Origin of the sequence: Primorskyibacter flagellatus, from assembly GCF_048268605.1 — a bacterium.
Lineage (GTDB): Bacteria > Pseudomonadota > Alphaproteobacteria > Rhodobacterales > Rhodobacteraceae > Primorskyibacter > Primorskyibacter flagellatus.
Genome location: NZ_JBLWVF010000017.1, coordinates 1 through 24166 on the forward strand (window position 1 = coordinate 1; position 24166 = coordinate 24166).

Annotated in this window: 22 protein-coding genes; 14 read left to right on the plus strand and 8 right to left on the minus strand. The window is 61.1% G+C overall.

The genetic code is table 11. The features are described 5' to 3' along the window. Positions 1 to 142: 142 nt before the first annotated feature. From ACN0WV_RS15455 to ACN0WV_RS15480, 6 genes are all read left to right on the plus strand, one after another. Positions 143 to 829 carry an adenylate kinase gene (locus tag ACN0WV_RS15455; protein ID WP_417607052.1) on the plus strand — a complete coding sequence of 229 codons (687 nt, stop codon included), beginning with the start codon at positions 143 to 145 and terminating at the stop codon, positions 827 to 829. A 123-nt stretch (positions 830 to 952) separates the two neighbouring features. After that, complete coding sequence (locus ACN0WV_RS15460) at positions 953 to 1240, plus strand: DUF4212 domain-containing protein (RefSeq protein ID WP_417606966.1); 288 nt, start codon at positions 953 to 955, stop codon at positions 1238 to 1240. A gap of 3 nt (positions 1241 to 1243) precedes the next feature. Next, positions 1244 to 3028, plus strand: a complete 1785-nt coding sequence (locus tag ACN0WV_RS15465; RefSeq protein ID WP_417606968.1) for a sodium:solute symporter family protein — start codon at positions 1244 to 1246, stop codon at positions 3026 to 3028. 109 nt (positions 3029 to 3137) lie between these two features. Then, on the plus strand, positions 3138 to 4961 hold the full coding sequence (locus ACN0WV_RS15470; RefSeq protein ID WP_417606970.1) for a DUF294 nucleotidyltransferase-like domain-containing protein: 1824 nt from the start codon (positions 3138 to 3140) through the stop codon (positions 4959 to 4961). A 143-nt stretch (positions 4962 to 5104) separates the two neighbouring features. After that, positions 5105 to 5611 (plus strand): hypothetical protein, encoded by a 507-nt coding sequence (locus tag ACN0WV_RS15475; RefSeq protein ID WP_417606972.1) that lies wholly within the window; start codon positions 5105 to 5107, stop codon positions 5609 to 5611. Between the two features lie 3 nt (positions 5612 to 5614). Next, positions 5615 to 7012 (plus strand): 3'-5' exonuclease, encoded by a 1398-nt coding sequence (locus ACN0WV_RS15480; RefSeq protein WP_417606974.1) that lies wholly within the window; start codon positions 5615 to 5617, stop codon positions 7010 to 7012. Positions 7013 to 7034: 22 nt separating this feature from the next. Here the strand turns inward: ACN0WV_RS15480 and ACN0WV_RS15485 are convergent, their stop codons facing one another. The 7 genes from ACN0WV_RS15485 to ACN0WV_RS15515 all read right to left on the minus strand — a co-directional run bounded on the left by ACN0WV_RS15485 (position 7035) and on the right by ACN0WV_RS15515 (position 15384). Beyond that, positions 7035 to 7916: a glucosamine kinase nucleotide-binding domain-containing protein gene (locus ACN0WV_RS15485; RefSeq protein WP_417606976.1), complete on the minus strand. Its 882-nt coding sequence runs from the start codon at positions 7914 to 7916 to the stop codon at positions 7035 to 7037. Between the two features lie 149 nt (positions 7917 to 8065). Beyond that, a complete protein-coding gene (locus ACN0WV_RS15490) occupies positions 8066 to 9679 on the minus strand; it encodes a BCCT family transporter (RefSeq protein WP_417606978.1) in 1614 nt (537 codons plus the stop codon). 375 nt (positions 9680 to 10054) lie between these two features. Continuing rightward, on the minus strand, positions 10055 to 10798 hold the full coding sequence (locus ACN0WV_RS15495; protein ID WP_417606980.1) for an SDR family oxidoreductase: 744 nt from the start codon (positions 10796 to 10798) through the stop codon (positions 10055 to 10057). A gap of 12 nt (positions 10799 to 10810) precedes the next feature. After that, positions 10811 to 12592, minus strand: coding sequence for an IlvD/Edd family dehydratase (locus ACN0WV_RS15500; RefSeq protein ID WP_417606982.1), 1782 nt, complete (start codon positions 12590 to 12592; stop codon positions 10811 to 10813). A gap of 171 nt (positions 12593 to 12763) precedes the next feature. After that, a complete protein-coding gene (locus ACN0WV_RS15505; RefSeq protein ID WP_084353189.1) occupies positions 12764 to 13654 on the minus strand; it encodes a phytanoyl-CoA dioxygenase family protein in 891 nt (296 codons plus the stop codon). Between the two features lie 25 nt (positions 13655 to 13679). Beyond that, positions 13680 to 14606 (minus strand): NAD(P)-dependent oxidoreductase, encoded by a 927-nt coding sequence (locus tag ACN0WV_RS15510; RefSeq protein WP_417606984.1) that lies wholly within the window; start codon positions 14604 to 14606, stop codon positions 13680 to 13682. 16 nt (positions 14607 to 14622) lie between these two features. After that, positions 14623 to 15384 carry an SDR family oxidoreductase gene (locus ACN0WV_RS15515; protein ID WP_417606985.1) on the minus strand — a complete coding sequence of 254 codons (762 nt, stop codon included), beginning with the start codon at positions 15382 to 15384 and terminating at the stop codon, positions 14623 to 14625. 231 nt (positions 15385 to 15615) lie between these two features. On the opposite strand from ACN0WV_RS15515, the gene ACN0WV_RS15520 reads away from it, so the two are divergent. The 8 genes from ACN0WV_RS15520 to denD are packed head-to-tail and all read left to right on the plus strand — an operon-like array spanning position 15616 to position 23222. Continuing rightward, entirely contained in the window at positions 15616 to 15846 is a 231-nt protein-coding gene (locus tag ACN0WV_RS15520; protein ID WP_417606987.1) for a hypothetical protein, read from the plus strand. Then, on the plus strand, positions 15843 to 17045 hold the full coding sequence (locus tag ACN0WV_RS15525) for a mandelate racemase/muconate lactonizing enzyme family protein (protein ID WP_417606988.1): 1203 nt from the start codon (positions 15843 to 15845) through the stop codon (positions 17043 to 17045). Before ACN0WV_RS15520 ends, ACN0WV_RS15525 begins: the two co-directional genes overlap by 4 nt. Then, positions 17042 to 17959, plus strand: a complete 918-nt coding sequence (locus ACN0WV_RS15530; protein ID WP_084353194.1) for a dihydrodipicolinate synthase family protein — start codon at positions 17042 to 17044, stop codon at positions 17957 to 17959. Before ACN0WV_RS15525 ends, ACN0WV_RS15530 begins: the two co-directional genes overlap by 4 nt. A gap of 4 nt (positions 17960 to 17963) precedes the next feature. After that, the gene (locus tag ACN0WV_RS15535; protein WP_417606990.1) at positions 17964 to 19346 is read left to right on the plus strand and encodes an FAD-binding oxidoreductase; all 1383 of its coding nucleotides are present in this window, start codon (positions 17964 to 17966) and stop codon (positions 19344 to 19346) included. Between the two features lie 10 nt (positions 19347 to 19356). Further along, the gene (locus ACN0WV_RS15540; RefSeq protein WP_417606992.1) at positions 19357 to 20502 is read left to right on the plus strand and encodes a fumarylacetoacetate hydrolase family protein; all 1146 of its coding nucleotides are present in this window, start codon (positions 19357 to 19359) and stop codon (positions 20500 to 20502) included. Then, positions 20499 to 21332 carry an SMP-30/gluconolactonase/LRE family protein gene (locus tag ACN0WV_RS15545; protein WP_417606994.1) on the plus strand — a complete coding sequence of 278 codons (834 nt, stop codon included), beginning with the start codon at positions 20499 to 20501 and terminating at the stop codon, positions 21330 to 21332. The genes ACN0WV_RS15540 and ACN0WV_RS15545 overlap by 4 nt, the downstream gene beginning before the upstream one ends. Before the next feature lies 1 nt (position 21333). After that, positions 21334 to 22260 carry a sugar kinase gene (locus ACN0WV_RS15550; RefSeq protein WP_417606996.1) on the plus strand — a complete coding sequence of 309 codons (927 nt, stop codon included), beginning with the start codon at positions 21334 to 21336 and terminating at the stop codon, positions 22258 to 22260. Next, positions 22257 to 23222: a D-erythronate dehydrogenase gene (denD, locus tag ACN0WV_RS15555; RefSeq protein ID WP_417606998.1), complete on the plus strand. Its 966-nt coding sequence runs from the start codon at positions 22257 to 22259 to the stop codon at positions 23220 to 23222. Before ACN0WV_RS15550 ends, denD begins: the two co-directional genes overlap by 4 nt. 25 nt (positions 23223 to 23247) lie before the next feature. Here the strand turns inward: denD and ACN0WV_RS15560 are convergent, their stop codons facing one another. Further along, positions 23248 to 24159, minus strand: a complete 912-nt coding sequence (locus ACN0WV_RS15560) for a DMT family transporter (RefSeq protein ID WP_417607000.1) — start codon at positions 24157 to 24159, stop codon at positions 23248 to 23250. Positions 24160 to 24166 lie beyond the last annotated feature (7 nt).

The window sequence follows — 24166 nt, forward strand, 5'->3', positions numbered from 1 at the left end:
CACGCTCCGGCAAGATCATGCGCCGCATCCTGCGCAAAATCGCCGAAAACGACTACGCAGCCCTCGGCGACACATCAACACTCGCAGACCCAACAGTCGTCAACGACCTCATCGATAACAGAATGAACCGGGCGTGATGGCGATGGATGGCGCGAACACCCCCGCAACCGCCCCGGTTCTGATCCTGCTTGGCCCTCCGGGGGCCGGAAAAGGCACCCAGGCCAGGATCCTCGAAGACAGGTTTGGTCTCGTGCAACTGTCCACCGGCGATTTGCTCCGCGCAGCCGTCGCCGCAGGCACGGATGCGGGCAAGCGCGCCAAGGCTGTGATGGAAGCGGGCGATCTGGTCAGCGATGACATCGTCATCGCGATCCTGCGCGACCGTCTGGCCGAAGCGGACTGCGCCAAGGGCGTGATCCTGGACGGTTTTCCGCGCACCACGGTGCAGGCCGAGGCGCTTGACGCGTTGCTGGCGGAAAGCGGCCAGCAAATCAACGCAGCCATCAGCCTGGAGGTGAACGACGCGGAAATGGTTACCCGGATCTCGGGCCGGTTCACCTGCGGCACCTGCGGCGAGGGCTATCACGACACGTTCAAGGCACCGGCCAAGACCGAAACCTGCGACAAATGCGGCGGCACGGATATGAAACGCCGCGCCGACGACAATGCCGAAACCGTTGCCAGCAGGCTGGAAGCCTATCACGCCCAGACCGCTCCGCTGATCACCTATTATGACGAAAAGGGGGCGCTGCACGGTATTCCAGCGATGGGTGCAATCGACGAAATCTCGGCAGATCTGGCCAAGGTCGTGTCCAAAGCTACCGGCTGAGGCGCGCGGTCAGCCGGACAGAATTCCCGCCCGGAAACGGGCGGGCCCTACAACGCCCGGCAGCGGGCATTGCGAAATATGTCCGTTTTACGGGCATTCATGAGGAAGAGGAGGACTCACATCATGGCGGATAAAACACCGCAAAGTGCTGCACCAGCGACCGAAGCCGACAAAGGCTATTGGGCGGCGAATGTACGCATCATCATCATCAGCCTGATCATCTGGGCAATCGTATCTTTCGGGTTCGGCATTCTGCTGCGCCCTGCCCTGTCGGGCATCTCGGTCGGCGGTTCCGACCTGGGCTTTTGGTTCGCGCAACAAGGCTCGATCATCGTCTTTCTGGCGCTGATCTTCTTCTACGCCTGGCGCATGAACAAGCTCGACCGTGAATTCGGCGTCGAGGAGGAATAATACATGGATCAATTTACCATCAACCTGATCTTTGTGGGTGCAAGCTTCGCGCTTTACATCGGCATCGCGGTCTGGGCCCGCGCCGGGTCCACCTCGGAATTCTACGCTGCGGGCCGCGGCGTGCACCCGGTTACCAACGGCATGGCCACGGCGGCCGACTGGATGTCGGCGGCCTCTTTCATCTCCATGGCAGGTCTTATCGCGTTTGTGGGTTATGACAACTCCACCTACCTGATGGGCTGGACCGGCGGCTATGTGCTTCTGGCGCTGCTTCTGGCACCCTATCTGCGCAAGTTCGGCAAGTTCACTGTCTCCGAATTCATCGGCGACCGGTTCTACAGCCCGACCGCCCGCATGGTTGCGGTTGCCTGTCTCATCATCGCCTCGACCACGTATGTGATCGGACAGATGACCGGCGTGGGCGTGGCCTTTGGCCGTTTCCTTGAAGTGTCCAACACAACCGGCCTGCTGGTCGGTGCGGTCATCGTGTTTGCCTATGCTGTTTTCGGCGGCATGAAAGGTGTGACATACACGCAGGTCGCGCAGTATTGCGTGCTGATCCTGGCCTATACGATCCCGGCCATTTTCATCTCGCTGCAACTGACAGGCAACCCGATCCCGGCGCTTGGCCTGTTTGGCGATCACGTCGCAAGTGGCGAACCGCTGCTGACAAAACTTGATCAGATCGTTCGTGAACTGGGCTTCAGCGAATATACCGCCCATCACACCGACACGCTGAACATGGTGCTGTTCACGCTGAGCCTGATGATCGGTACTGCCGGTCTGCCCCATGTCATCATGCGTTTCTTCACCGTTCCCCGCGTGGCTGATGCCCGCTGGTCGGCCGGTTGGGCGCTGGTGTTCATCGCGCTGCTGTATCTGACGGCCCCGGCTGTCGGCGCAATGGCTCGTCTGAACATCACAGAGCTGATGTGGCCCAACGGCACGGATGGCGAAGCCGTTTCGGTGCAGATGATTGCCGAAGATGACGAGTATGACTGGATGGCCACCTGGCAGAAAACCGGTCTTCTCGGCTTTGAGGACAAGAACGGTGACGGCCGCATCCAGTATTACAACGATGCCAACCCGGAAATGCAGGCCAAAGCGGCAGAAAACGGCTGGGAAGGCAACGAGCTGACCAACTTCAACCGTGACATTCTGGTGCTTGCGAACCCTGAAATTGCCAACCTGCCGGGTTGGGTGATCGGCCTTGTTGCGGCGGGTGGTCTTGCGGCTGCTCTGTCCACGGCTGCCGGTCTGCTTCTGGCGATTTCCTCGGCTGTCAGCCACGACCTGATCAAGGGGCAGCTGAACCCGTCGATTTCGGAAAAGGGCGAGCTGTTGTCGGCGCGTATCGCCATGGCGGTTGCCATTGTTGTGGCCACCTATCTGGGCCTCAATCCTCCGGGCTTTGCCGCGCAAACCGTGGCGCTCGCCTTTGGTCTTGCTGCGGCTTCGATCTTCCCTGCGCTGATGATGGGCATCTTCTCGAAGAAGGTGAACAATGTCGGGGCTGTGGCCGGGATGCTGGCAGGTCTGGTTGTGACGCTGGTCTACATCTTCCTGCACAAGGGCTGGTTCTTCATCCCCGACACGAACAGCTTCACCGATGCTGATCCGCTGTTGGGTACCATCCAGTCGACATCCTTCGGCGCGGTAGGGGCAATGATCAACTTCGTCGTGGCCTATGTCGTCTCCGGCATGACCAAGGAAACCCCGCAGGAGATCAAGGATCTGGTCGAAAGCGTCCGGTTCCCCCGTGGTGCGGGCGCGGCCCAGGACCACTGATCATGAACAGACCGGGACCATACCGGTCCCGGTCTACACCCCAAGCTTCCGCTCCTGTCCGGACTCGTTCGGGCAGGAGTTTCTTTGAAATGACGGGACGGACAGACCCATGACCCTCACACCGGACGAGCTGAAACGCTTTCTCGACGGCGTCCATCCTTACGACACCCTGCCCGCCCCCCGACTAGAAGCGATCCTGCCCGAAATTCGGCAGGAAACGGTATCGGTCGGAACCTCGATCTACGAATTGGGCGATGACCTTCAGGGCCTTTATATCATTCATCAGGGCGAGGTAGAGATCCAGGACGCAAATGGCGTTCAGGTGTCCCTGCTCGGCCCAAGAAATTCTTTTGGCGAGCGTGGCTTGCTGCGCGGCGGAGTTGCAGTGACACAGGCTCGCGCGGTCACCGACAGCCTGCTTCTGGTGCTGCCGCGCGATGTTCTGGTGCAGTTAATCGACGACAGTGACACCGCCGCACGATTCTTCAACAGGAAGGGTCCCGTCCGTCCACGCCGCCATGATCTTGCCACCACCATGGTCGACACACTGATGGCGCGTCAGCCCGTCACCTGCCCCTCTACCGCCACGGTGCAAGATGTCGCCCGGCAAATGCGCAAGGCACACACCTCGTCTGTCTGCGTAACCGACGCCAGCAGATTGACCGGCATCGTCACCTCGCGCGATCTGGCGGAAAAGGTGGTGGCCGAGGGATTGCCCGCCACCACGCCTGTGGCACAAGTGATGACGCCGGACCCCGTGACATTGTCGCCCGCCTCCATCGGATCGGACGTTCTGCACATGATGCTTGAACGGCGCATCGGCCATGTGCCGGTGACAGAGGCGGGTCTGTTGGTCGGCATCGTCACCCAGACCGACCTGACACGGTTTCAGGCGATCAGTTCCGCCGAATTGGTGGCAGAGGTTTCCAGCGCCGATGACGCCGCGCGCATGGCCGAGATTACCGCCCGCATCCCGCGCCTTCTGGTGCAGCTGGTGGCAGGCGGCAACCGGCACGAGGTTGTCACTCGCCTGATCACCGACATTGCTGATACGGCCACACGGCGGCTGCTCATCCTGGCAGAGCAAGCCATCGGCCCCGCGCCAGTGCCCTATCTATGGCTGGCCTGCGGCAGTCAGGGGCGGCAGGAACAGACAGGCGTCAGCGATCAGGACAATTGCCTGATCATCGACGATGCCGTGACCGAAGCGCACATGGGCTATTTTCACGAGCTTGCGCAGTTTGTCTGCGACGGGCTGAACACCTGCGGCTACGTCTATTGTCCCGGCGATATGATGGCCAGCAATCCGCGCTGGTGTCAGCCGCTGAAGGTCTGGCAGGGGTATTTTCAAGGCTGGATCAAACGCCCCGATCCAGAGGCGCAAATGCTGGCCAGCGTGATGTTTGACCTGCGCCCGATCGGCGGAACCACCTCGCTGTTTGACGGGCTGCAAACCGAGACGCTGAAAGCCGCCTCCGACAACTCGATCTTCGTGGCGCATATGGTGACCAACTCGCTGAAACACGCGCCACCCCTGGGGCTGCTGCGCGGTTTCGCTACAATCCGCTCGGGCGAGCACAAGAACCATGTTGATCTGAAGCATAACGGAGTCGTGCCGGTGGTCGATCTTGGGCGGATCTACGCCCTTCGGGGGCAGCTTACACAGGTCAATACCCGCGCCCGACTGGCATCTGCGATTGCGGCGGGGGTGTTGTCGACATCAGGTGGGCAAGACCTTCTGGACGCTTACGATCTGATTGCAGAGCGGCGGCTGGCGCATCAGGCCGCTCGGGTTCGCAGAGGGTCCGCGCCGAACAACTATCTGTCGCCTTCGGATCTGTCGGATTTTGAACGCAGCCACCTGCGTAACGCCTTTGTCGTGGTCAAGACGATGCAATCTGCCATCGGGCATGGCCGCGGAATGCTGGGATAGCGCTGGCGCGTCGGCCAAAAATAGCATTGCTTTCCTCTCGTTTCGGGGGAGAGTCACCAATACGGGCCGGCTTTGGAGCGGCAACCATGGGCTGCTACGCCGTGGGCCTTGCCGGAAAAGACCATTAAAGGGAAGAGTAAGCGATGTTTCTGGAACTGATCGCCACATTCGTGGCCGGCATTGCGGGCGCAGGCATCATGATGCTGCTCAACCGGATAACCGGTAACCGTTTGCCCCGCTGGCTGGTCCCGGTCGCGGCCGGGGCGGCGATGCTGACCATGACCATCTCCAGCGAATATGCGTGGTACGGGCGCACGACGCAGAACATGCCTGACCGGCTTGAAGTGATCAAAACCGTCGAAAGCCGTGCTGCGTACCGTCCCTGGACCTATGTCGTGCCATATATAAACCGTTTCATCGCCCTGGACCGCGCCGGGGTGCAGGCCAATGCCGAACAACCGCAGATGCGTCTGGCCGATCTGTTGTTCTACGGGCGCTGGAAGCCCACCAAAGCCGTTCAGATCATGGTGGATTGCGACCGTAACGCCCGCGCCGATCCAGGCGAAAGCGGGCTGGAAACGCAAAACCTGCGCTGGCGTGAGGTCGGCGCGGACGATCCCTTTGTCGCGTCGATCTGTAAAGAGGGGTAGCGCATGTTTTCGCTGCGGACGCGGGTCTTTCTGTTCTTCTGCCTCATCGCGGTAAGCGGTCTGGCAATCCTATGGGGTGCCTTGTGGCTTGGCGTCTCGCGCAACCCTGACGATCTGAGCGGCGCAATCGTGCTGGCGGGTATTTCGGGGAGCTTTGCGTTGATCGCACTTACTGTCGCGGCTTGGTTGCTCTTTGACGAAATCGTGGTGAAACCGATCCAGCGACTGGCGGCCTCCATGCGCGCACGCGCGCATACCGGTGTAGATGTCGAGGTGGACACATATTCGGCGCGTTTTCTGGGTGACCTTGCCCCAGCGGTTCACGCGGTCAGCCGCCGGATTTCCGACAGCGCCATGGAGACCGCGCGCGCCGTCACATCCGAAACCTCTCGGCTGGCCGAGGAAAAGGCCCGTCTGACCGCCCTTCTGACCGAAATTCCCGTCGCCACGATTCTGGCAAATGCCGCGCATCAGATCGTGCTGTATGACGGACAGGCCGCCGAAGTTCTGGCCCAAGGCGGCGTACCGCGTCTCAACGCGCCGCTTTTCGATTATTTCGACGAAGACAGCCTGCGTGTCGGGCTGGACCGGATGAACAAGACCGGGCTGGAACAGAAATTCGAGTTGAAAGGCCTGGACGATGGGCTGGTCTTCGAAGCCGTGCTCAAACCGCTGGATGAGGGCGATTACATGCTTCTGATAGAGGGTCAGACCATGAACACGTCCCCCAACGTCGCGCGTCCGCTGGTCTATGATTTCGAGCTTCTCGGACAACGCCCGACCGGCGATCTGGCTACAACGCCGCTGCGGTCCTTGGTCTATACGGTGTTTGATACTGAAACGACGGGCCTGTTGCCGCATAAGGACGAGATCGTCCAGATCGGTGCCGTGCGTATCGTCAATGGCCGCATTGTTGCCGGCGAAGAGATCAACCAGTTGGTCAATCCCGGCATTCCGATCCCTACCTCCACCACGCAGGTGCATGGCGTATCCGACAGGATGGTGCAGGACGCCCCCGATATTGTCCACGCAGCCGGCCGGTTTCACCACTTTGCCCGTAATTCAGTGATCGTGGCGCATAACGCGCCCTTCGACATGGCCTTTCTGCGCCGCCATGCAGAGAAATGCGGACTGGTCTGGGATCATCCCATTCTGGACACGGTGCTGCTGTCCGCGGTGCTGTTCGGGGCAAACGAAACCCATACGCTGGACGCGCTTTGCACCCGGTTGAAAATAGAGATCCCCGAGATGCATCGCCACACGGCGCTTGGCGACGCGACTGCCACGGCACAGGCGCTGGTGCAGATGTTGCCGATGCTCGAAGGCTGCGGTATGCGCAGCTTTGGCGAGGTCATCGAAGAGACGCGCCGCCATGGACGATTGTTGCAGGACATGAACTAATAATGCCTTCGCCGGGGTTCCCTCAGCCCTGTGCAGCGCCTGCCTGCCGGGCCAGCGAAAGTGCACCGTCAAGCGCGGTGCCGACCGGCGGCACAACCGCCTCTGATAATTGTGCGGGCAAAGCGCGAGTATAGAGCGGTCCCAAGCCCCCCAACAGACATAACCGCGCACCGGGTCGCCAACCAAGCCTGTGCAGCCCGCGTTCGATCCACCCCGCCCCGGTGTTCAACAGATCAGCGGCAGCCGGGTCTCCGGCATCCAATGCTTCGGCGATCAAGGGGGCAAATACCGCGAAATCCGCTGGGGTGGCGGTTGACGCGAACCGCACAAGCTCGGCCGGGTCGTTGCCGAACCTGTCCATCACCCTGGCAACCAGCGCCGACGGTTCTGCCAGCCCGTCACGAACATGCAAGGAACGCGCCAGCAGCGCCCGGCCCAGCCAGGCCCCCGACGCCTCATCCCCCAGCGCCAGCCCCCAGCCGCCGACGCGCCGAACCGTGCCTTGCTGACGCCCGGCGAGGAAAGAGCCTGTTCCCAGCCCTGCAACAAACCCGTCGCCCGACGGTCCCAAAGCCCCCGCGACGGCGCAATCAAGATCTTCGCTTGCCGTGACCTCGCCAAGCAGATCCTCAAGCGCTCGGCTCAACGCGGTTGCGTCACTGCTGCTGACAATCCCGGCGGCACCGATATGCGCGCGCGCGCGGCGCAGCTCGGTCACTGCAAGTCCAGCCTTCACCGCACATGATTGCAAGACCGCGCGGATCGCGGCAATGGTCCGGGCCGGATCGGTGGTCCAGTTGCACCCCGGCCCCGCGACCTCGACCCGACCGCGCACGCCTTCGATGATTGCCCGGCACAGCGTGCCACCGCTATCGACGCCAATGAACAACTGAGATTTCTGCATTCCGCCCCTCGCACCGCCGCTCACCCTGATAAGGGGACGCGGCGGCGGAGACCAGCCACGAAGCCTGAATTAAGCGGTAGGCGGCCCACCGCACGGCCGCGGTGATAGCGTGGCCCCCATGACACTCGGGCACCATCGCCAAATATTGCCTATCGTGGTTCGCTGCGAAGGCCCTTGAAGATCGTGTAGCACATCACCAGCATGAGGACCGAGAATGGCAGGCCGGTGGCTGTAACACCCGCCTGTAGGGCTGACAAACCACCACCGATCAAAAGCACAATGGCGATCAACCCTTCGACGACACACCAGAAGATGCGCTGTGGCACCGGAGCATCGACCTTGCCACCCGCCGTGATCGTATCGACCACAAGCGAACCGGAATCCGAGGATGTCACGAAAAACACAAGCGCAAGGAAGATTGCAATGGTCGATGCGATCTTGGTGAATGGCAACTCGTTGAGCATCCCGAAGAGTGAAAGCTCGGGCGAATAACTGTCGATCACGTTGGCTTTGACCAGCGACGTTTCGGGGCTGGTGATAATCTGCTCAATCGCAACACCGCCGAACACCCCCATCCAGATGAAGATGATAAGCGACGGGATCAGCAAGACGCAGATGATGAACTCTCGTACCGTGCGGCCTCTGGAGACGCGGGCGATGAACATGCCGACGAACGGTGCCCAAGAGATCCACCACGCCCAATAGAACGCGGTCCAGCTTTGACGATACGCATCGTCCGTACGGCCGAACGGGTTCGACAGCGGAATGATTTCTCTGGTGTAGGCGACAAGCCCTGTCCAAAACCCGTTCAGACCAACCAGCGTCGGTCCAACAAGCAGAACGAAGAGGAAGAAGAGGACAGCAAGGATCATGTTGAGTTCAGAAAGAACTTTCACGCCGCCATCAAGGCCGCGATAGACCGACACCAGAGCCACCGCTGTCACAAGAATGATGATGACAACCTGCGCGTTGGTCGAGATTTCCAGCCCGAAGGCAAAGTTGAAGCCTGCATTGGCCTGTTGTGCGCCAAGGCCCAAGGATGTTGCCAGCCCGAACAGCGTAGCGAAGACCGCCAGAATATCGATGCAATGACCCCACCAGCCCCAGACGCGATCACCCAGGATCGGGTAAAAGCAAGAGCGGATGGAAAACGGCAAACCCTTATTATAGGTGAAAAGCGCCAGGGCCAGAGCCATGATGGCGTAAACTGCCCAGCCGTGCAGCCCCCAATGGTAAAAGGTTGCCGCCAGCCCCATGGCGCGTGCGGCCTCGACGTTTTCGGCGATGATGCTGCCATCTTCCGCGATGGGGGAGGCAACGCCCAAGGGCCCCGAGACGTTCATGTGGTAGACAGGTTCGAGAACACCGAAAAACAGCAGGCCGATACCCATACCGGCCGCGAAAAGCATCGCAAACCATGCGAGATAGGAATATTCCGGCACGGCGTCCTGTCCGCCCAGCCTGACCTTCGACATTGGCATAAAGATCAATGCGATACAGAATATCACGAAGAAATTCACGACGATCATGAAGAACCAGTCAAGTTTGGTGATCGAAAAGTCGCGTACCGCCGCGAATGCGACCCCCGCCTGCTGCGGAAAGATGAGTGTGAGGATCACAAAGACGACTGCGGTGAGACCGGAAATGACAAATACCGGATTGTGAATATCGAACCCCAGAGGTCCAAGATTGCCGTCTATATTGTCTTGCCCAACCTCAAAGTCCGCTTCAATTTCGCCACTGTCGCTTGCCGGATCTACCATGAAGTCTCCTGCTGTGTTCAGTTTCCAGCGTACGTTTGCACGACGGTCTCGCATCTTTTTCTATCGGTGCAGCGTTGCACGCTCACCTGCACACTGCAAGTTTTACGGGTAACCGTCTTGGCTTGTCCTCTGGGTCGGGCGTGGTCCGGGGCCCGGATCTTCGCTGCCGCGCGCCGCTTCATGCCCTGAGCAAACGAGGCCACTGGGACACGCGTCGCGGTGCGGCTAGATCGGTTGAAAAAACGGAGACTTTCGGCGCTGCCGACCATGCGGCGCGGCGCTTGCGGCGGGCGACCGGTCTGGGCCGCCCCGAGTTTTGCTTTGTCCGCTCGCGATGCGACCTGCTCGAGGCGTGGGCCTCTCTGCGTGGCGCTATCAACCGCGCCCGATATAGGGCATGGCGCTGGCCATCACCGTCATGAACTGGACGTTCGCCTCTAACGGCAGCGACGCCATGTGCAGGACGGATTTGCCGACATTGGACACATCCATCACCGGCTCTACCGCGATGGACCCATCGGCTTGCGGCACGCCCTTGGTCATCTTGCGCGCCATCTCTGTCAGCGCATTGCCGATGTCGATCTGCCCGCAGGCGATGTTGAACGCGCGCCCGTCAAGCGAGATCGTTCGCGTGAGCCCGGTAATCGCGTGTTTGGAGGCGGTATAGGGTGCCGAACCCCAGCGCGGGACATGCGCGGAAATCGAACCATTGTTGATGATCCGTCCGCCCTGCGGGTCTTGCCGCCGCATCTGACCAAAGGCCGCGCGCGCACAAAGGAACGCCCCGTTCAGGTTGACGTTCATCAGGTTCATCCAGTCCTCGACGGCGATCTCGTCGATGGGCGCGCCCTTCAGGCTGACACCGGCATTGTTGAACAAGGTATCCACCCGCCCCCATTCACCGGCCGCCTTGGCGAAGATCGCGTCAACCTCGTCAGGCACGGTTACATCGCCGGACAGCACCAAAGCGTTGTCATAATCGCCTGCGGTCTCCTCCAGTGCCTGCGCGCGACGACCGACAAGGCCGACCTTCCAACCCGCTTCCAGGAACGTGCGGGCAGTGGATTGTCCGATGCCGCTACCCGCGCCTGTGATGATGATGCTTTTGGGGTCGCTCATGGGTTGGTCCCTTCAGTGGTTGTCGCGTGGCAGGTTGCGAACAACCCGTTGATAGGTGGTGGCCAGTTCCAGACAGCCGCCATCCGATAGCTGCCCGACATGGGTGCGGTAGATCTCTTGCCACGGGGTCTGGCTGACAATCTCGGGCGCCTGCCATGCGTCGATGCGGGCCTGCCAGTCGGCGTCATCCACCAGCGCGTTCAGCGTCGAGTCGTTGAGGTTCAGCCGCACGCGGTCGCCGGTTTTCAGATAGGCCAGACCGCCGCCCACCACTGCCTCGGGCGAGGCATTCAGGATAGAGGGGCTTTCGGAAGTGCCTGACTGTCGGCCATCCCCCACGGTGGGCAAGTGCTGCACACCCCGCTTGATGACGGCGTCCGGCGGCTGCATGTTCACCACCTCGGCAGAACCGGGATAGCCCACACATCCGACATTGCGGATGAAGAGGATGCAGTTCTCGTCAATCTCAAGCGACGGGTCGTTCAACCGGTCATGGTAATCCTCGGGGCCTTCAAAGACGATGGCCCGCGCCTCGTAGACGCCTTCGCTACCGGGTTCGGACAGGAACCGTTTCTGGAAGTCCGGCGAAATGACCGAAGTTTTCATCAACGCAGAGTCGAACAGGTTGCCGGATAGGACCAGAAAGCCTGCATTCTTCCGCATCGGATCATCATATGTCTTGATGACGCGCGTATCGCGGCTTTCCCAGCCGGACAGGTTCTCGCTCATCGATTTGCCGGTCACGGTCATGACGTCCTCGTGCAGACGGCCCGCCTTTTTAAGCTCTCCCATCACCGCGGGCACCCCGCCTGCGCGGTAGAAGCTTTCGCCCAGATATTCGCCCGCTGGCTGCATATTGACCAGAAGCGGCACATCGAAGCCGATCTTCTGCCAATCGGTCACATCCAGTTCCACCCCGGCATGGCGCGCGACGGCTTGCAAATGTGGCGGCGCGTTGGTGGACCCGCCGATGGCGGAGTTCACGACAATGGCGTTTTCGAACGCCTCGCGCGTCAGGATGTCCGAGGGCTTGAGGTCGTCATAGACCATATCGACGATGCGGCGACCGGTTTGGTAGGCCATGTTCATCCGCTCGCGGAACGGTGCGGGGATCGCAGAACAGGTGGTCAGGGACATGCCCAGCGCCTCGGCCATGGCGTTCATCGTGCTGGCCGTGCCCATCGTGTTGCAATGACCAAGGCTGGGGGCGGACGCGCAAACCCGGCTCATGAATTCTTCGTAGTCGATCTTGCCTTCGGCCAGCAGGCGGCGGCTTTCCCAGACGATCGTGCCGGACCCTGCCAGTTTGCCGTTCCACCAGCCGTCCAGCATCGGGCCGCCGTTCAGCGCAATGGCGGGCAGGTCCACCGTTGCGGCCCCCATCAGCATGGCGGGCGTGGTCTTGTCGCAGCCGGTGGTCAGCACCACGCCGTCGATCGGGTAGCCATGCAGAACCTCGACAAGGCTGAGATATTGCAGATTGCGGTCCAGCGCCGCTGTCGGCCGTTTGCCGGTTTCCTGGATCGGATGCACCGGAAATTCCATCGGGATGCCGCCAGCGTCGCGGATGCCCGCCTTGACCCGGTCCATCAGGAAGACGTGGATCTTGTTGCACGGCGTCAGGTCGCTGCCGGTCTGGGCAATGCCGATCACCGGACGTTCGCCCTGCAATTCGTCGCGGGTGAAAGCCTGGTTCTGATACCGCTCGACATAGAGCGCGGTCATGCCGGGATTGTTGGGATTGTCGAACCATTCCTGAGACCTGAATCGCTTGTTTGCACGCGTATCGCTCATGTCGGTGAATCTCCCTGCGGATCGTATACGTTGGTTTCAGGTCCACCCTGTCAATTTGGTATACCATTTGCAAGGGCGTTTTCTGGACGAGGTACAAGGCCCCGGATCAGGTCCGGGGCGGGTTGTGATCCGAGGCAGGCGTTACGAGCCAGTCTCGGCAAAAGAGGCGCGTCAAGTGAAGGCGCTTTTCGCGCCAGCGCTTTCCTGTGTGCGAAAGATCGAGGACACATCGCTTGCAGGCGGTAATGGCAGGCGGACCGGCACCTGTTCCAGCCGAGGCGTCAGACAGGGTGCGCCGGTGACCGTGCGGGCCTGCACGTCTTGCCACAATTCGGCTTGCGACAAGCGGTGAAAATAGGAATTCGACCCCAGCAGCGGCCATGCGTCAGCACTTGCAAGTTCGTAGAACAGGATCAGCCGGTTGCGATCGCTGAGGTTCGGCGCGGACCCGTGAAGCGTACGGACGTGATGCACGGTCATGCTGCCCGCCTTCCCGGTCAGCGTCACGGCCCGATCCCGGTGGAAATCCGGATCATCCGGATCGACCGCCCCCGCGAACACGTCGTTCAGGTTGTGGCTGAGGACCGGTCCGCGATGCGATCCGGGGATGACCATCAACGGCCCGTTATCCTCGGTCACATCTTCCAGCATCAGACCAAAGGCCAGAAGGTCATCATTCGTATGTGGATAAAATGCCCAGTCCTGATGCCATTCCACCGCGCGCCCGCCGCCCGGTGCCTTGGTGTTCAGCTTGGAGGTCAAGATCATCGTATCCGGCCCCAGCAGGTCGTTCAGCACCTGCGTCATCCGGGAATTGCGCAGAACATCCCAGAAATAGGGATTCTGCTTATGCGGCACCTTCACCCGCGTCAGGCGCGGCGTTGCCGCACTGTGGCCGCGATCCAGATCATAAAGCGCATTGCTTTCGCTCACAGTGCGCGACCCTTCGATATAGTCGTAGGTCAGGCGTCGCAATTCGGCCAACTGATCAGGGCTGACAGCGTCCTCAACCAGCAAATAGCCATTCTCGGCAAAGTCGCGTTTCTGTGCATCGCTTAGCATGATTTCTCCTCCCTTGGCGGTAAGCTCAGCTCTTGGCGTGGTTCGCGACAATGGCTGCCAGATCCAGCCCGTTCATCTCTGCCACATGGTCGGCCAGCATCGGGACGTAGTGATCGCCCTTGCCCGCGCCTTCGGCCAGCGTGAAATAATGCTTGATCGCCGCCCCCATGATATTGGCCACGCCAGCATCACTGGCCATGTTTGCGGCATAGCGCACATCCTTGGAAGCGTTTGCGATGGCGAATTTATGCGCATCACGATCCCGGCCCACGGCATATTTCATAAACGTGTCGAAGAACCCGTTGCCCAACCGGCTGGAGCCGATCACCTGTTCGATCATCTGCGGCGCCAGTCCGACGCCCGCTCCCAGCGTCACCGCCTCTGCATACAGCGCGGCATAGCCCATCGAGATGAAATTCATAATCAGCTTCATCTGATGCGCTGACCCGCTCTCGCCCACATGGTTGATATTCCCGGCCCAACATTCGACGACCGGCAGGATCTTTCGATAGGTCGCGTCATCGCAACCGATCATCGCATCCAACGTGCCCTCTTCGGCCTCTTTCGGCGTGCGGCCCAATGGGGCGTCGACCAGCGTCATGCCCTTCTCGGCCAGTTCTGCCGCCAAGGCGGTGGTCGAGGTCGGATCGGCAGTCGTCGCATCCAACACGATCAGGCCTTTGCGACCGCCTGCGAGGATACCGTCTTCGCCGCGAATGATCGCCTCTACCTGCGGCGAGTTGGACAGGCACAGATGGATCATGTCGCATTGCGCGGCCATTTCCGCAGGCGTCTCGACCTCCGTCGCCCCCTTCGAAAGCAGATCTTCGACCGGCACGCGGTTGCGGTTGCCCTTCACCACCAGAGGATAGCCGCCGCGCAGGATACTGGCCGCCATTCCGTGCCCCATAAGGCCCACGCCGATGAAGCCGATGACTGGTTTATCACTCATAGTCTTTCCCCTCAGGTCAAAGCGAAACGGAAATGCCGCCATCCACGAACAGCGTATGCCCGTTGACAAAGGTCGACGCGTCCGAACACAGGAAGACACACGCGCCCACCAACTCGTCGATCTGACCCCATCGGCCGGCGGGGGTGCGTTTTTCCAGCCAAGCACTGAACTCCGGATCGGCGACAAGCGCGGCATTCAACGGCGTGTCGAAATAGCCCGGTGCAATGGCATTGCAGGTCAGCCCGTGCTTGGCCCAGTCGGTCGCCATGCCTTTGGTCAGGTTCGCCACCGCCCCCTTGGAGGCCGTGTAGGGCGCAATTCCGGGCCGGGCCAGAGCGGTTTGAACGCTGGCGATATTGACGATCTTGCCGCGCCCGCGCCCGATCATGTGCCGCGCCACGGCTTGCCCGACATAAAAAACCGAATTCACGTTCGTCCGCATCAGCGTATCAAACCTGTCGGGTGGGAAGTCTTCCAACGGACTGCGGTGCTGCATGCCCGCATTATTCACCAGAATATCGAAAGCGCCATGTTCGGCTTCGAACCCGTCAATCGCGCTTGCCACCGCCTTGGCGTCGCAAACGTCAAAGACCAGCGTATCGATCGTGTAGCCGTCGCTGCGCAATGTTTGAGCGGCTTCTTCCAGCCGCTCTGCGTTACGGGCGTTCAGGACAACGCTTGCGCCTGCCTGCGCCAATCCACGCGCCAGCGCAAAGCCGATGCCCATGGATGATCCTGTGACCAAAGCCCTGCGACCGGTCAGATCGAAAATTTTCATGTAGTCTCCTTCGCTGTGGATCCGACAGCATTGATGAAACCGCCAAAAGGCTGCTTGATGATCTCGAAAAATGGTATACCATTTCTGTCGCAATGCAAGCCGCGACGATCAACCGGGCCACCGGGCGGCACGCAGGGAGACAACAATGACCGCGAGTTTCACAACAAACGCCCAGCGGACGCGCTGGCACATGGCCGGGCGACGGCTTGGCGAACGGGATGTTGCGCCCACATGCTGACTTTTGTGACCCCTTTCTTGGTCCTGCGCCACTCCGCAAGACCCGATGTCTGGGAGAAGACGGGTTTGGGGGCGTCCGTTACGTTTGGAAAGCTCTATACTGGCGGGGCGCTATACGGCGTGAACCTGTCCGGCGCAGCGCGATGCCGGATCAACCATAAAACGGTCAAGTCGATGCTGTTGGTTGTCGTGCTGGCCATTGTTTTTGCCACGGGAACAACATGAAGATCACCGCGCTGGAAACCATTCGCATTGCCGAACGACCAAACCTTCTGTGGTTACAGGTCCATACGGACGAAGGCATCACGGGGCTGGGCGAAACCTTTCGCGGTGCCGCAGCGGTCGAGGCCTATATCCACGAGACGCTGGCCCCACGCATGCTGGGCGAAAATCCCGCCCGGATCGAACATCTGTCGCAGCGCGCCAAGGGCTATCTGGGGTTCCGGTCTTCGGGCGTAGAAGTGCGCGGCAATTCAGCCTTCGACATCGCGCTGTACGACCTCTGGGGCAAGGCAATCGGGCAACCCGTGGCGCAGCTTCTGGGCGGGTTCACGCGCGACCGCATCCGCACCTACAACACCTGTGCCGGCACCGAATACATGAAGACCGATACCGGGCAGCGGACTGCCAATTTCGGGCTGAGCAAGGGCGGCGAATATGACGACTTGAACGGATTTTTGCACCGCGCAGACGAGCTGGCGCATTCCCTGCTGGAGGATGGTATAACAGCCATGAAGATCTGGCCATTCGACTTCGCGGCCGAAAAGACCGGCGGGCAAGACATCACGGCCGAGGATCTGAAATCCGCGCTGGAACCTTTCGACAAGATCCGCAAAGCCGTGGGCGACAAGATGGAGATCATGGTCGAGTTCCACTCGATGTGGAAGCTGCTGCCCGCGATGAAAATCGCCCGCGCGCTTGCGCCATACGGCACCTATTGGCACGAAGACCCGATCAAGATGGACAGCCTTGCGCTGCTGAAACGCTATGCCGAGGCCAGCGAAGCGCCAATCTGCGCCTCGGAAACCCTGGGCGGGCTTGGCGCTTTCCGAGACTTGCTGGAAACCGGCGTTGCGGGCATCATCATGCTGGACATCGCCTGGTGCGGCGGGCTGACAGAGGCACGCAAAATCGCCCATATGGCAGAGGCCTGGCACCTGCCCGTCGCCCCGCATGACTGCACCGGACCGGTGGTTCTGACGGCCTCTACCCACCTGTCGCTGGCAGCGTCCAACGCCTTAGTGCAGGAAAGCGTGCGCGCCTACTACCGCACCTGGTATCGCGATCTTCTGACCGCGCTTCCCGATATAGCCGGCGGCACCATCACCGTCCCTCCCGGCCCAGGCCTGGGGACAGAACTCAATCCCGACCTCGACCAGGCCTTCAACACCTCTCGCAGGATTTCAACGAAAGACGAACGATGACACATGCAACCTATTCCGGCATCTGGCCGGTCGCTCCGACCCCTTTCAACCCCGATGGCAGCCTTGATCTGCCGGGCATGCGCCGCGTTCTGGACTGCATGATCGACCAGCATGTCGACGGCATCTGTATCCTGGCGAACTACTCGGAACAGTTCCTTATTTCCGATGCAGAGCGCGAAACGCTGACCCGTCTTAGCCTGGAACATGTCGCGGGACGTGTGCCGGTGATCGTGACCATCAGCCATTACGCAACCCCTATCGTGGTCGAGCGCGCGCAGCTGGCCAAGGATCTGGGCGCGCATAGCGTGATGATCATGGCTCCCTATCACGGTGCCCTCCTGAAAGGCACAGCCGAGCAGACGTATGAGCAGTTCGCCGCCGTGGGCGAGGTCGGCATTCCCATCATGTTGCAGGACGCGCCCCTGTCCGGCGTCGATCTGCCTGTGCCGCTGCTGGTTCGGATGGCAAACGAGATCGAGATGCTGAAGCTGTTCAAGATCGAATGCCCACAGGCAGCCGCCAAGCTGCGCAGCCTGATCGCCGAAGGTGGTGCAGCCATCGAAGGGCCGTTCGACGGTGAAGAGGCCATCACTCTGCTGGCCGATCTGGACGCCGGTGCCACGGGCACGATGACCAGCGCGATGATCCCGGACCTGATCAAGCCCATCCTGACCGATTTCCTTGCCGGAAACCGACAGGCGGCAATTGACGGCTATGCCCGCGTGCTGCCAGCCGTGAACCATGAAAACCGGCAATGCGGTTTTCGGGCGGCCAAGGCGGCCATGCTCGAAGGTGGCGTGATCGCGTCCGACTTCTGCCGCCATCCGGTTGTACCGCTGCACGCGGACACTCGCGCGATGTTGCTGGAACTGATCCGCCCGCTTGATCCCGTGGTCCTGAAATGGGGGAAATGACAGCATGAGCATCGCGTCCGCCATTGACGCATTGACGTCGATATTCGGCGACCGGTTGTCCACGTCGGACGCGCTGCGCGAACAGCACGGCACGAATGAAAGCCATTTCGCGCTGACCCTTCCGGATGCCGTGGTCTTTCCCGAGACCACGCAGGAAGTGTCCGAGCTTATGCGCCTGTGCCATGCGCATAGCTGCCCGGTCGTGGCCTTTGGGACCGGCACCTCGCTGGAAGGTCATCATCTGGCCGTTCAGGGCGGCATCAGTCTGGATATGAGCCGGATGAACAAGGTCTTGCAGGTCAATGCCGAGGATCTGGATGTCGTGATCCAACCCGGCCTGACCCGCGAAGAGCTGAATGTGGATCTGCGCGCGACGGGCCTGTATTTCCCCATCGACCCCGGTGCCAATGCGTCGCTGGGCGGCATGGCCGCAACGCGGGCCTCTGGCACGACGGCGGTAAAATTCGGCACGATGAAGGACAATGTTCTGGCGTTGGAGGTTGTGCTGGCCGATGGCCGGGTGATCCGCACCGGGTCTCGCGCGCGCAAAACCAGCGCGGGCTATGACCTGACGCGGTTGATCGTCGGCTCCGAAGGGACGCTTGGCATCATCACAGAGCTGACATTACGGCTGCAAGGCCAGCCAGAGGCCGTATCCGCAGCCACCTGCCGGTTTGCCTCGGTCGAGGATGCGGTGAACTGTGTCATCACCACGATCCAGACCGGCATTCCCATGGCCCGGATCGAACTGGTCGATGAAATGATGGTGCGCGGTTTCAACCTGCATATGAAAAAAGACCTGCCTGAAGCACCGCATTTGTTCCTCGAATTTCAAGGCTCGCCCGCCAGCGTCGCCGAACAGGCAGAGACCTTCGGGGCCATCGCCGAGGATTTTGGCGGCAATGGATTCAACTGGACCGACCGCGCCGAAGAGCGCAATGAATTGTGGAAGATGCGCCATAACGGGCATTACGCCAACAATGCGCTCAACCCCGGCAAAAAGACTTTGGCAACGGATGTCTGCGTGCCGATCTCGCAACTGGCAGAGGCTGTCACCACGGCACAAAGGCGCAGCCGCGAGTTGGGCATCACCTGCACCATCGTCGGCCATGTGGGCGACGGCAATTTCCATTGTGGATGCCGGGTTGATCCGACCGATGCCGAGGAACTGGCCCGCGTCACCGGCTTTGCAGAAGAACTTGCCGACATGGCGCTGCGCCTGCATGGCACCGTCACTGGCGAACACGGCATCGGCCTTGGCAAGATGAAATACATGCAAAAAGAGCACGGGCCCGACGCTTTGGATGCCATGCGCGCGATCAAGCTGGCGCTCGATCCCAAGAATATCCTCAATCCCGGCAAGATCCTGCCAGCGACCAATCAATAGGGAGACATAAATGTTGCCTGTAACCAATGACCACGCAAATGCCACACTGATCGGCCGTATCTGGCGCGAAGGGGTTGGGCCTGCGCTGGTCCGGCTCGACGGTGACGCCGTGATCGACATCACCAGCGCCGAGGCACCGACCATGCGCGACCTGCTGGAGCTTGACGATCCGGCGGCCTATGCGCGCAATGCGCCGGGCACGCAGGTCACGACGCTGACGGATCTGGTGGCGGGCTCTGTCGAGGGCGCGGAAGGGCTGCGCCTGCTGCCGCCCTGCGATTTGCAGGCGATCAAGGCCAGCGGCGTCACCTTCGCGGAATCGATGGTCGAACGGGTCATCGAGGAACAGGCCGCAGGCAATGCCGACCGCGCGCAGGAAATCCGGCTGAAAGTGCAATCGGTCATCGGCGACTCGCTGTCGGGGATCGAACCGGGCAGCGATCAGGCGATGCAGGTGAAGGCCGTGCTACAGAAGGAAGGCCTTTGGTCGCAATATCTCGAGGTCGGCATTGGCCCGGATGCCGAGGTGTTCACCAAGGCCCAGCCGATGGCCTCTGTCGGATACGGTGCCAGTGTCGGTCTGCACCCGATGTCACATTGGAACAACCCGGAGCCGGAAATCGTGCTGGCCATCGACAGCCGCGGGCGCATTCTGGGCGCGACGCTTGGCAACGACGTGAACCTGCGCGATGTCGAAGGGCGCTCTGCCCTACTGCTGGGCAAGGCCAAGGACAATAACGCGTCCTGTTCGATCGGACCGTTCCTGCGGTTGTTCGATGACAGCTACGGCATGGAAGACGTCCGCCGCGCCGAACTGACTTTGCGGGTCAAGGGCGAGGACGGTTTTGTCATGGACGGGCATTCCAGCATGACCAAGATCAGCCGCCGCCCCGAGGATATCGTCTCGCAGACCATCGGCAGGCATCACCAATATCCGGACGGGTTCATGCTGTTTCTGGGCACGCTGTTTGCGCCGATACAGGACCGCGATGCGCCGGGACAGGGGTTCACCCACAAGACCGGCGATGTGGTCACGATCAGCGAACCGTCGCTTGGGGCCTTGACGAACACCGTTCGCCTGTCCACCGAATGTCCCGAGTGGACGTTTGGCACAGGCGCGCTGATGCGCAGCCTGTCGGAAAGGGGTCTTTTATGATCGGTATATATGACGAGACCCGCTGCTCCTTGGGCGAAGGCCCTCTGTGGCATCCGGACCTGTCGGCGCTGTTCTGGTGTGACATCAACAATCGTCGCATTCTGACGCGCGGCGTGGAAGATACTGCGTTCTGGCAGATGGGCGAGCATGTCTCGGCGCTCGGTCGGCTGGGAAACCGCCTTTTCGTGGCCGGGGAAACCGGGCTGTTCGCCTTTGACCCCGCCACAGGCGACCGCGAGGACATCGCCCCGCTGGAGGCCGAGAACGAGGTCACACGCTCCAACGATGGCCGCGCCGACCCGTGGGGCGGCTTCTGGATCGGCACGATGGGCAAATCCGCCGAAGAGGGTGCCGGGACGATCTATCGCTTCTATCGCGGCGAGATCCGCGCAATGTATGGCAAGATCACCATCCCCAATGCGATCTGCTTTGCGCCGGACGGATCCTGCGGCTATTTCGCTGACACATCGACACGCCAGATCTGGCGGCAGCCGTTGAACCACAAGGATGGCTGGCCAAAGGGCGATCCTGAAAAATTCGCCTTGTTGCCCCGCCCCGATGGCGCGGTCGTCGACACGGATGGCAACCTGTGGTGTGCCAATTACGGCGTCGGGCTGCTGACCTGCCATGACAAGGCGGGCAACCTGATCCAGCAAATGCAAATGCCTGCAAGTCAGGTGACCTGCCCCGCTTTTGGCGGCGAGGGAAGTTCGCGGATGTTCATAACCAGTGCGGCCCAGGGCCTGTCCGATCCCAATCCCAAAGATGGCCAGACATTCGAGATCGAGGCCGATGGCGAAGGCCAGCAAGAATTCGAGGTGATCCTGTAAGATGAAGCGTTTTCTGACACTTGGCGAGTGTATGGTGGAACTGGCCCCGGCGGGCGATCAACTCTACCATAGGGGGTTTGCCGGCGACACGTTCAACACCGCCTATTACGCGCGCCGCCTGCTGCCGCAGGACTGGACCGTTGGGTATTGCAGCGCCGTCGGCCAGGACGCGGTCTCGGAGGATATGCTGGATCTGATGCGCGGCCACGGGATCGACATCAGCGCCATTCGGCAGGTCGCGGACCGCACGCTGGGGCTTTACATGATCCAGCTGAAAAATGGCGAGCGCAGCTTTTCCTATTGGCGCGGGCAATCAGCGGCCAAACTGCTTGCTGACGACCCCGCATGGCTGGCAGCGCAGCTGGAAGGCGCGTCCATGGCGCAATTTTCGGGCATCACACTGGCGATCCTGTCGCCCGAAGGGCGCAATACGCTCTGCGCCGCGTTGGCGCGGGCGCGCGCAAACGGAACGCATGTGGCCTTTGACACGAACCTGCGGCCCCGGCTTTGGGAAGATGAGGCCACGATGCGCGCGGGTCTGCGCATGGGGGCCGAGGTGTCCGACACGGTCCTGCCTTCATTTGACGAGGAAGAAGGGCTGTTTGGCGATGCCACTCCGACAGACACAATTGCCCGCTACCGCGACTGCGGTGCGTCCACCATCGCGGTCAAGGACGGCGCGGGCACGCTGACCATCTGGGACAAGACCGAAGGCACACAGGAATTCCAGCCGGTCAAGATTGACCCGGTGATCGACACGACCGCCGCAGGCGACAGCTTTGGCGCGGGCTTTCTTGCGGGCCTCGCGATGGAACGCGGCATCGCCGCCTCGGCGCATCTGGCAATGGCCGTCGCGGCACAGGTGGTGCAGGCCCGCGGCGCATTGGTGGATTTGGACATGACGGATATCGAAGGAACACAGGCATGAACATTCTTATCATTGGCGGTGGCGGTCTGATTGGCCAGAAACTCGCACATAAATTGATCGACAAGGGCGAGTTGCGCGGGCAGGAAATCACGGGCATGGTGCTGGCCGACATTGTCGATCCTGCCCTGCCCGACGCGCCGTTTCCCATCAGCGCCGCAAGCTGCGACATCGGCGAGCCTGAGGCTGTGGCCGGACTGATCGACAAGGACATCGACGTCATCTATCTGCTCGCGGCCGTGGTCTCGGGCCAGGCTGAAAGCGATTTCGACATCGGGATACGGGTCAACCTGCATGGCACGCTGAACGTGCTGGAACGGTGCCGGGCGCTGGAAACCACGCCGGTGGTGGTCTTCACCTCTTCGATGGCGGTGTTCGGCGGCGACGTGCCGGACCCGATCGAGGATTGGACCATTCCCAATCCGCAAACTTCCTACGGCACGCAGAAGGCGATCGGCGAACTTCTGGTCAACGACTATTCCCGCAAGGGGTTTATCGACGGGCGGGCCTTTCGGCTACCGACAATCTCGGTCAGGCCCGGCAAACCGAACCTTGCCGCATCCAGCTTCATGTCCTCGATCTTCCGCGAACCGCTGAACGGACAAGAGGCGATCTGCCCGGTCGACAAGGATTTTGCGCATTTCTACCTGTCGCCACGGCGCTGCGTGGAGAACTTGGTTCACGGCGCAGAGATCGACGGCGATGCGATGGGCACCAGCCGCACAATGATGATGCCGGGACGCACCTGGACCATCGGTCAGATGATCGACGCCATGACCGCGGTGGCTGGCCCAGAGCCTGCGCGCCTGATCCGGTTCGAGGATCAACCCGAAATCCAGGCAATCGTTAAAGGTTGGAAATTTGATCTCAACCCTGCAAAAGCCCTGTCGCTGGGACTTTCGGCAGACGAGAGTTTTGAGGAAAATATACGCTATTATCTGGAGGACGACCTGCCCCGGGCGTAAGACCCGGGGCCTCGCGGTCCTGATGTCACCGCACTGGCGGCGTAGGCTTCGCAACATGTCCCAGCCTACGCTCCCGCCACCAGATATAGATGCCGGACCCCACGATGATCAGGGATCCGACAAGCGTCCAGATCGTCGGCCAGGTATTGAATACCAGCACACCCGCCGCAGTGGCCGAGATCAACTGGACATAGGCCATAGGTGCCAGCAGGGACGCATCCGCCAACCGATGCGCCGCAGTCGCTGCCGCATGCCCGCCAAACCCGAACGCGCCGATGACACCCATCACGATCCAACCGAGCGGGCTGTCAGGCCATTGCCAGCTTTGCATCACGAATGGCAATATGCAGATCGCCGCCAGGCCGCTGCTCCAGATCTGGCTCGTGGCGTTGGATTCATGCCCGGCCAGCATCCGGGTTACGACGAAATACAGCGACGCGCAGCAAAGCGCGCCCAGAGACAGGAACATCGCGGGATGAAAATCCGCGCCCCACGGCTGCACAACCACAAGCACGCCGCTAAATCCCGCAAGCACCGCCAGAAATCGACGCAATCCGACAGTTTCCCCCAAAAGCAGAACCGAAAGCAGCGTCACAGTCACCGGCATGCTGAACATGATCGCTGTCGTCACGGTGATCGGCAGAAATTGCAGCGCCGCGAAATTAAGCCCGGTGCTGCCCAGAAGAAAGGCTGACCGGGCAAGCTGAAGGCGCGGGCTTTGCGACCGCAGCGCCTCTTTGCCTTCGGTTGGCAGAAACACCGCAAGCGCCAGCACAAAATGCCCCAGATAGCGCATGAACACGACCTGCAACGCCCCCAGCCCCGACAGCATCAGCCATTTGGCCGAGGTGTCGATACAGGTAAAGCCCAGAACGCCCAAGGCCATCAGGGCCAGCCCGGCGCTGGCCCTGTCCTCCTTTGGTTTCAGCGCGCGCATGGGACCG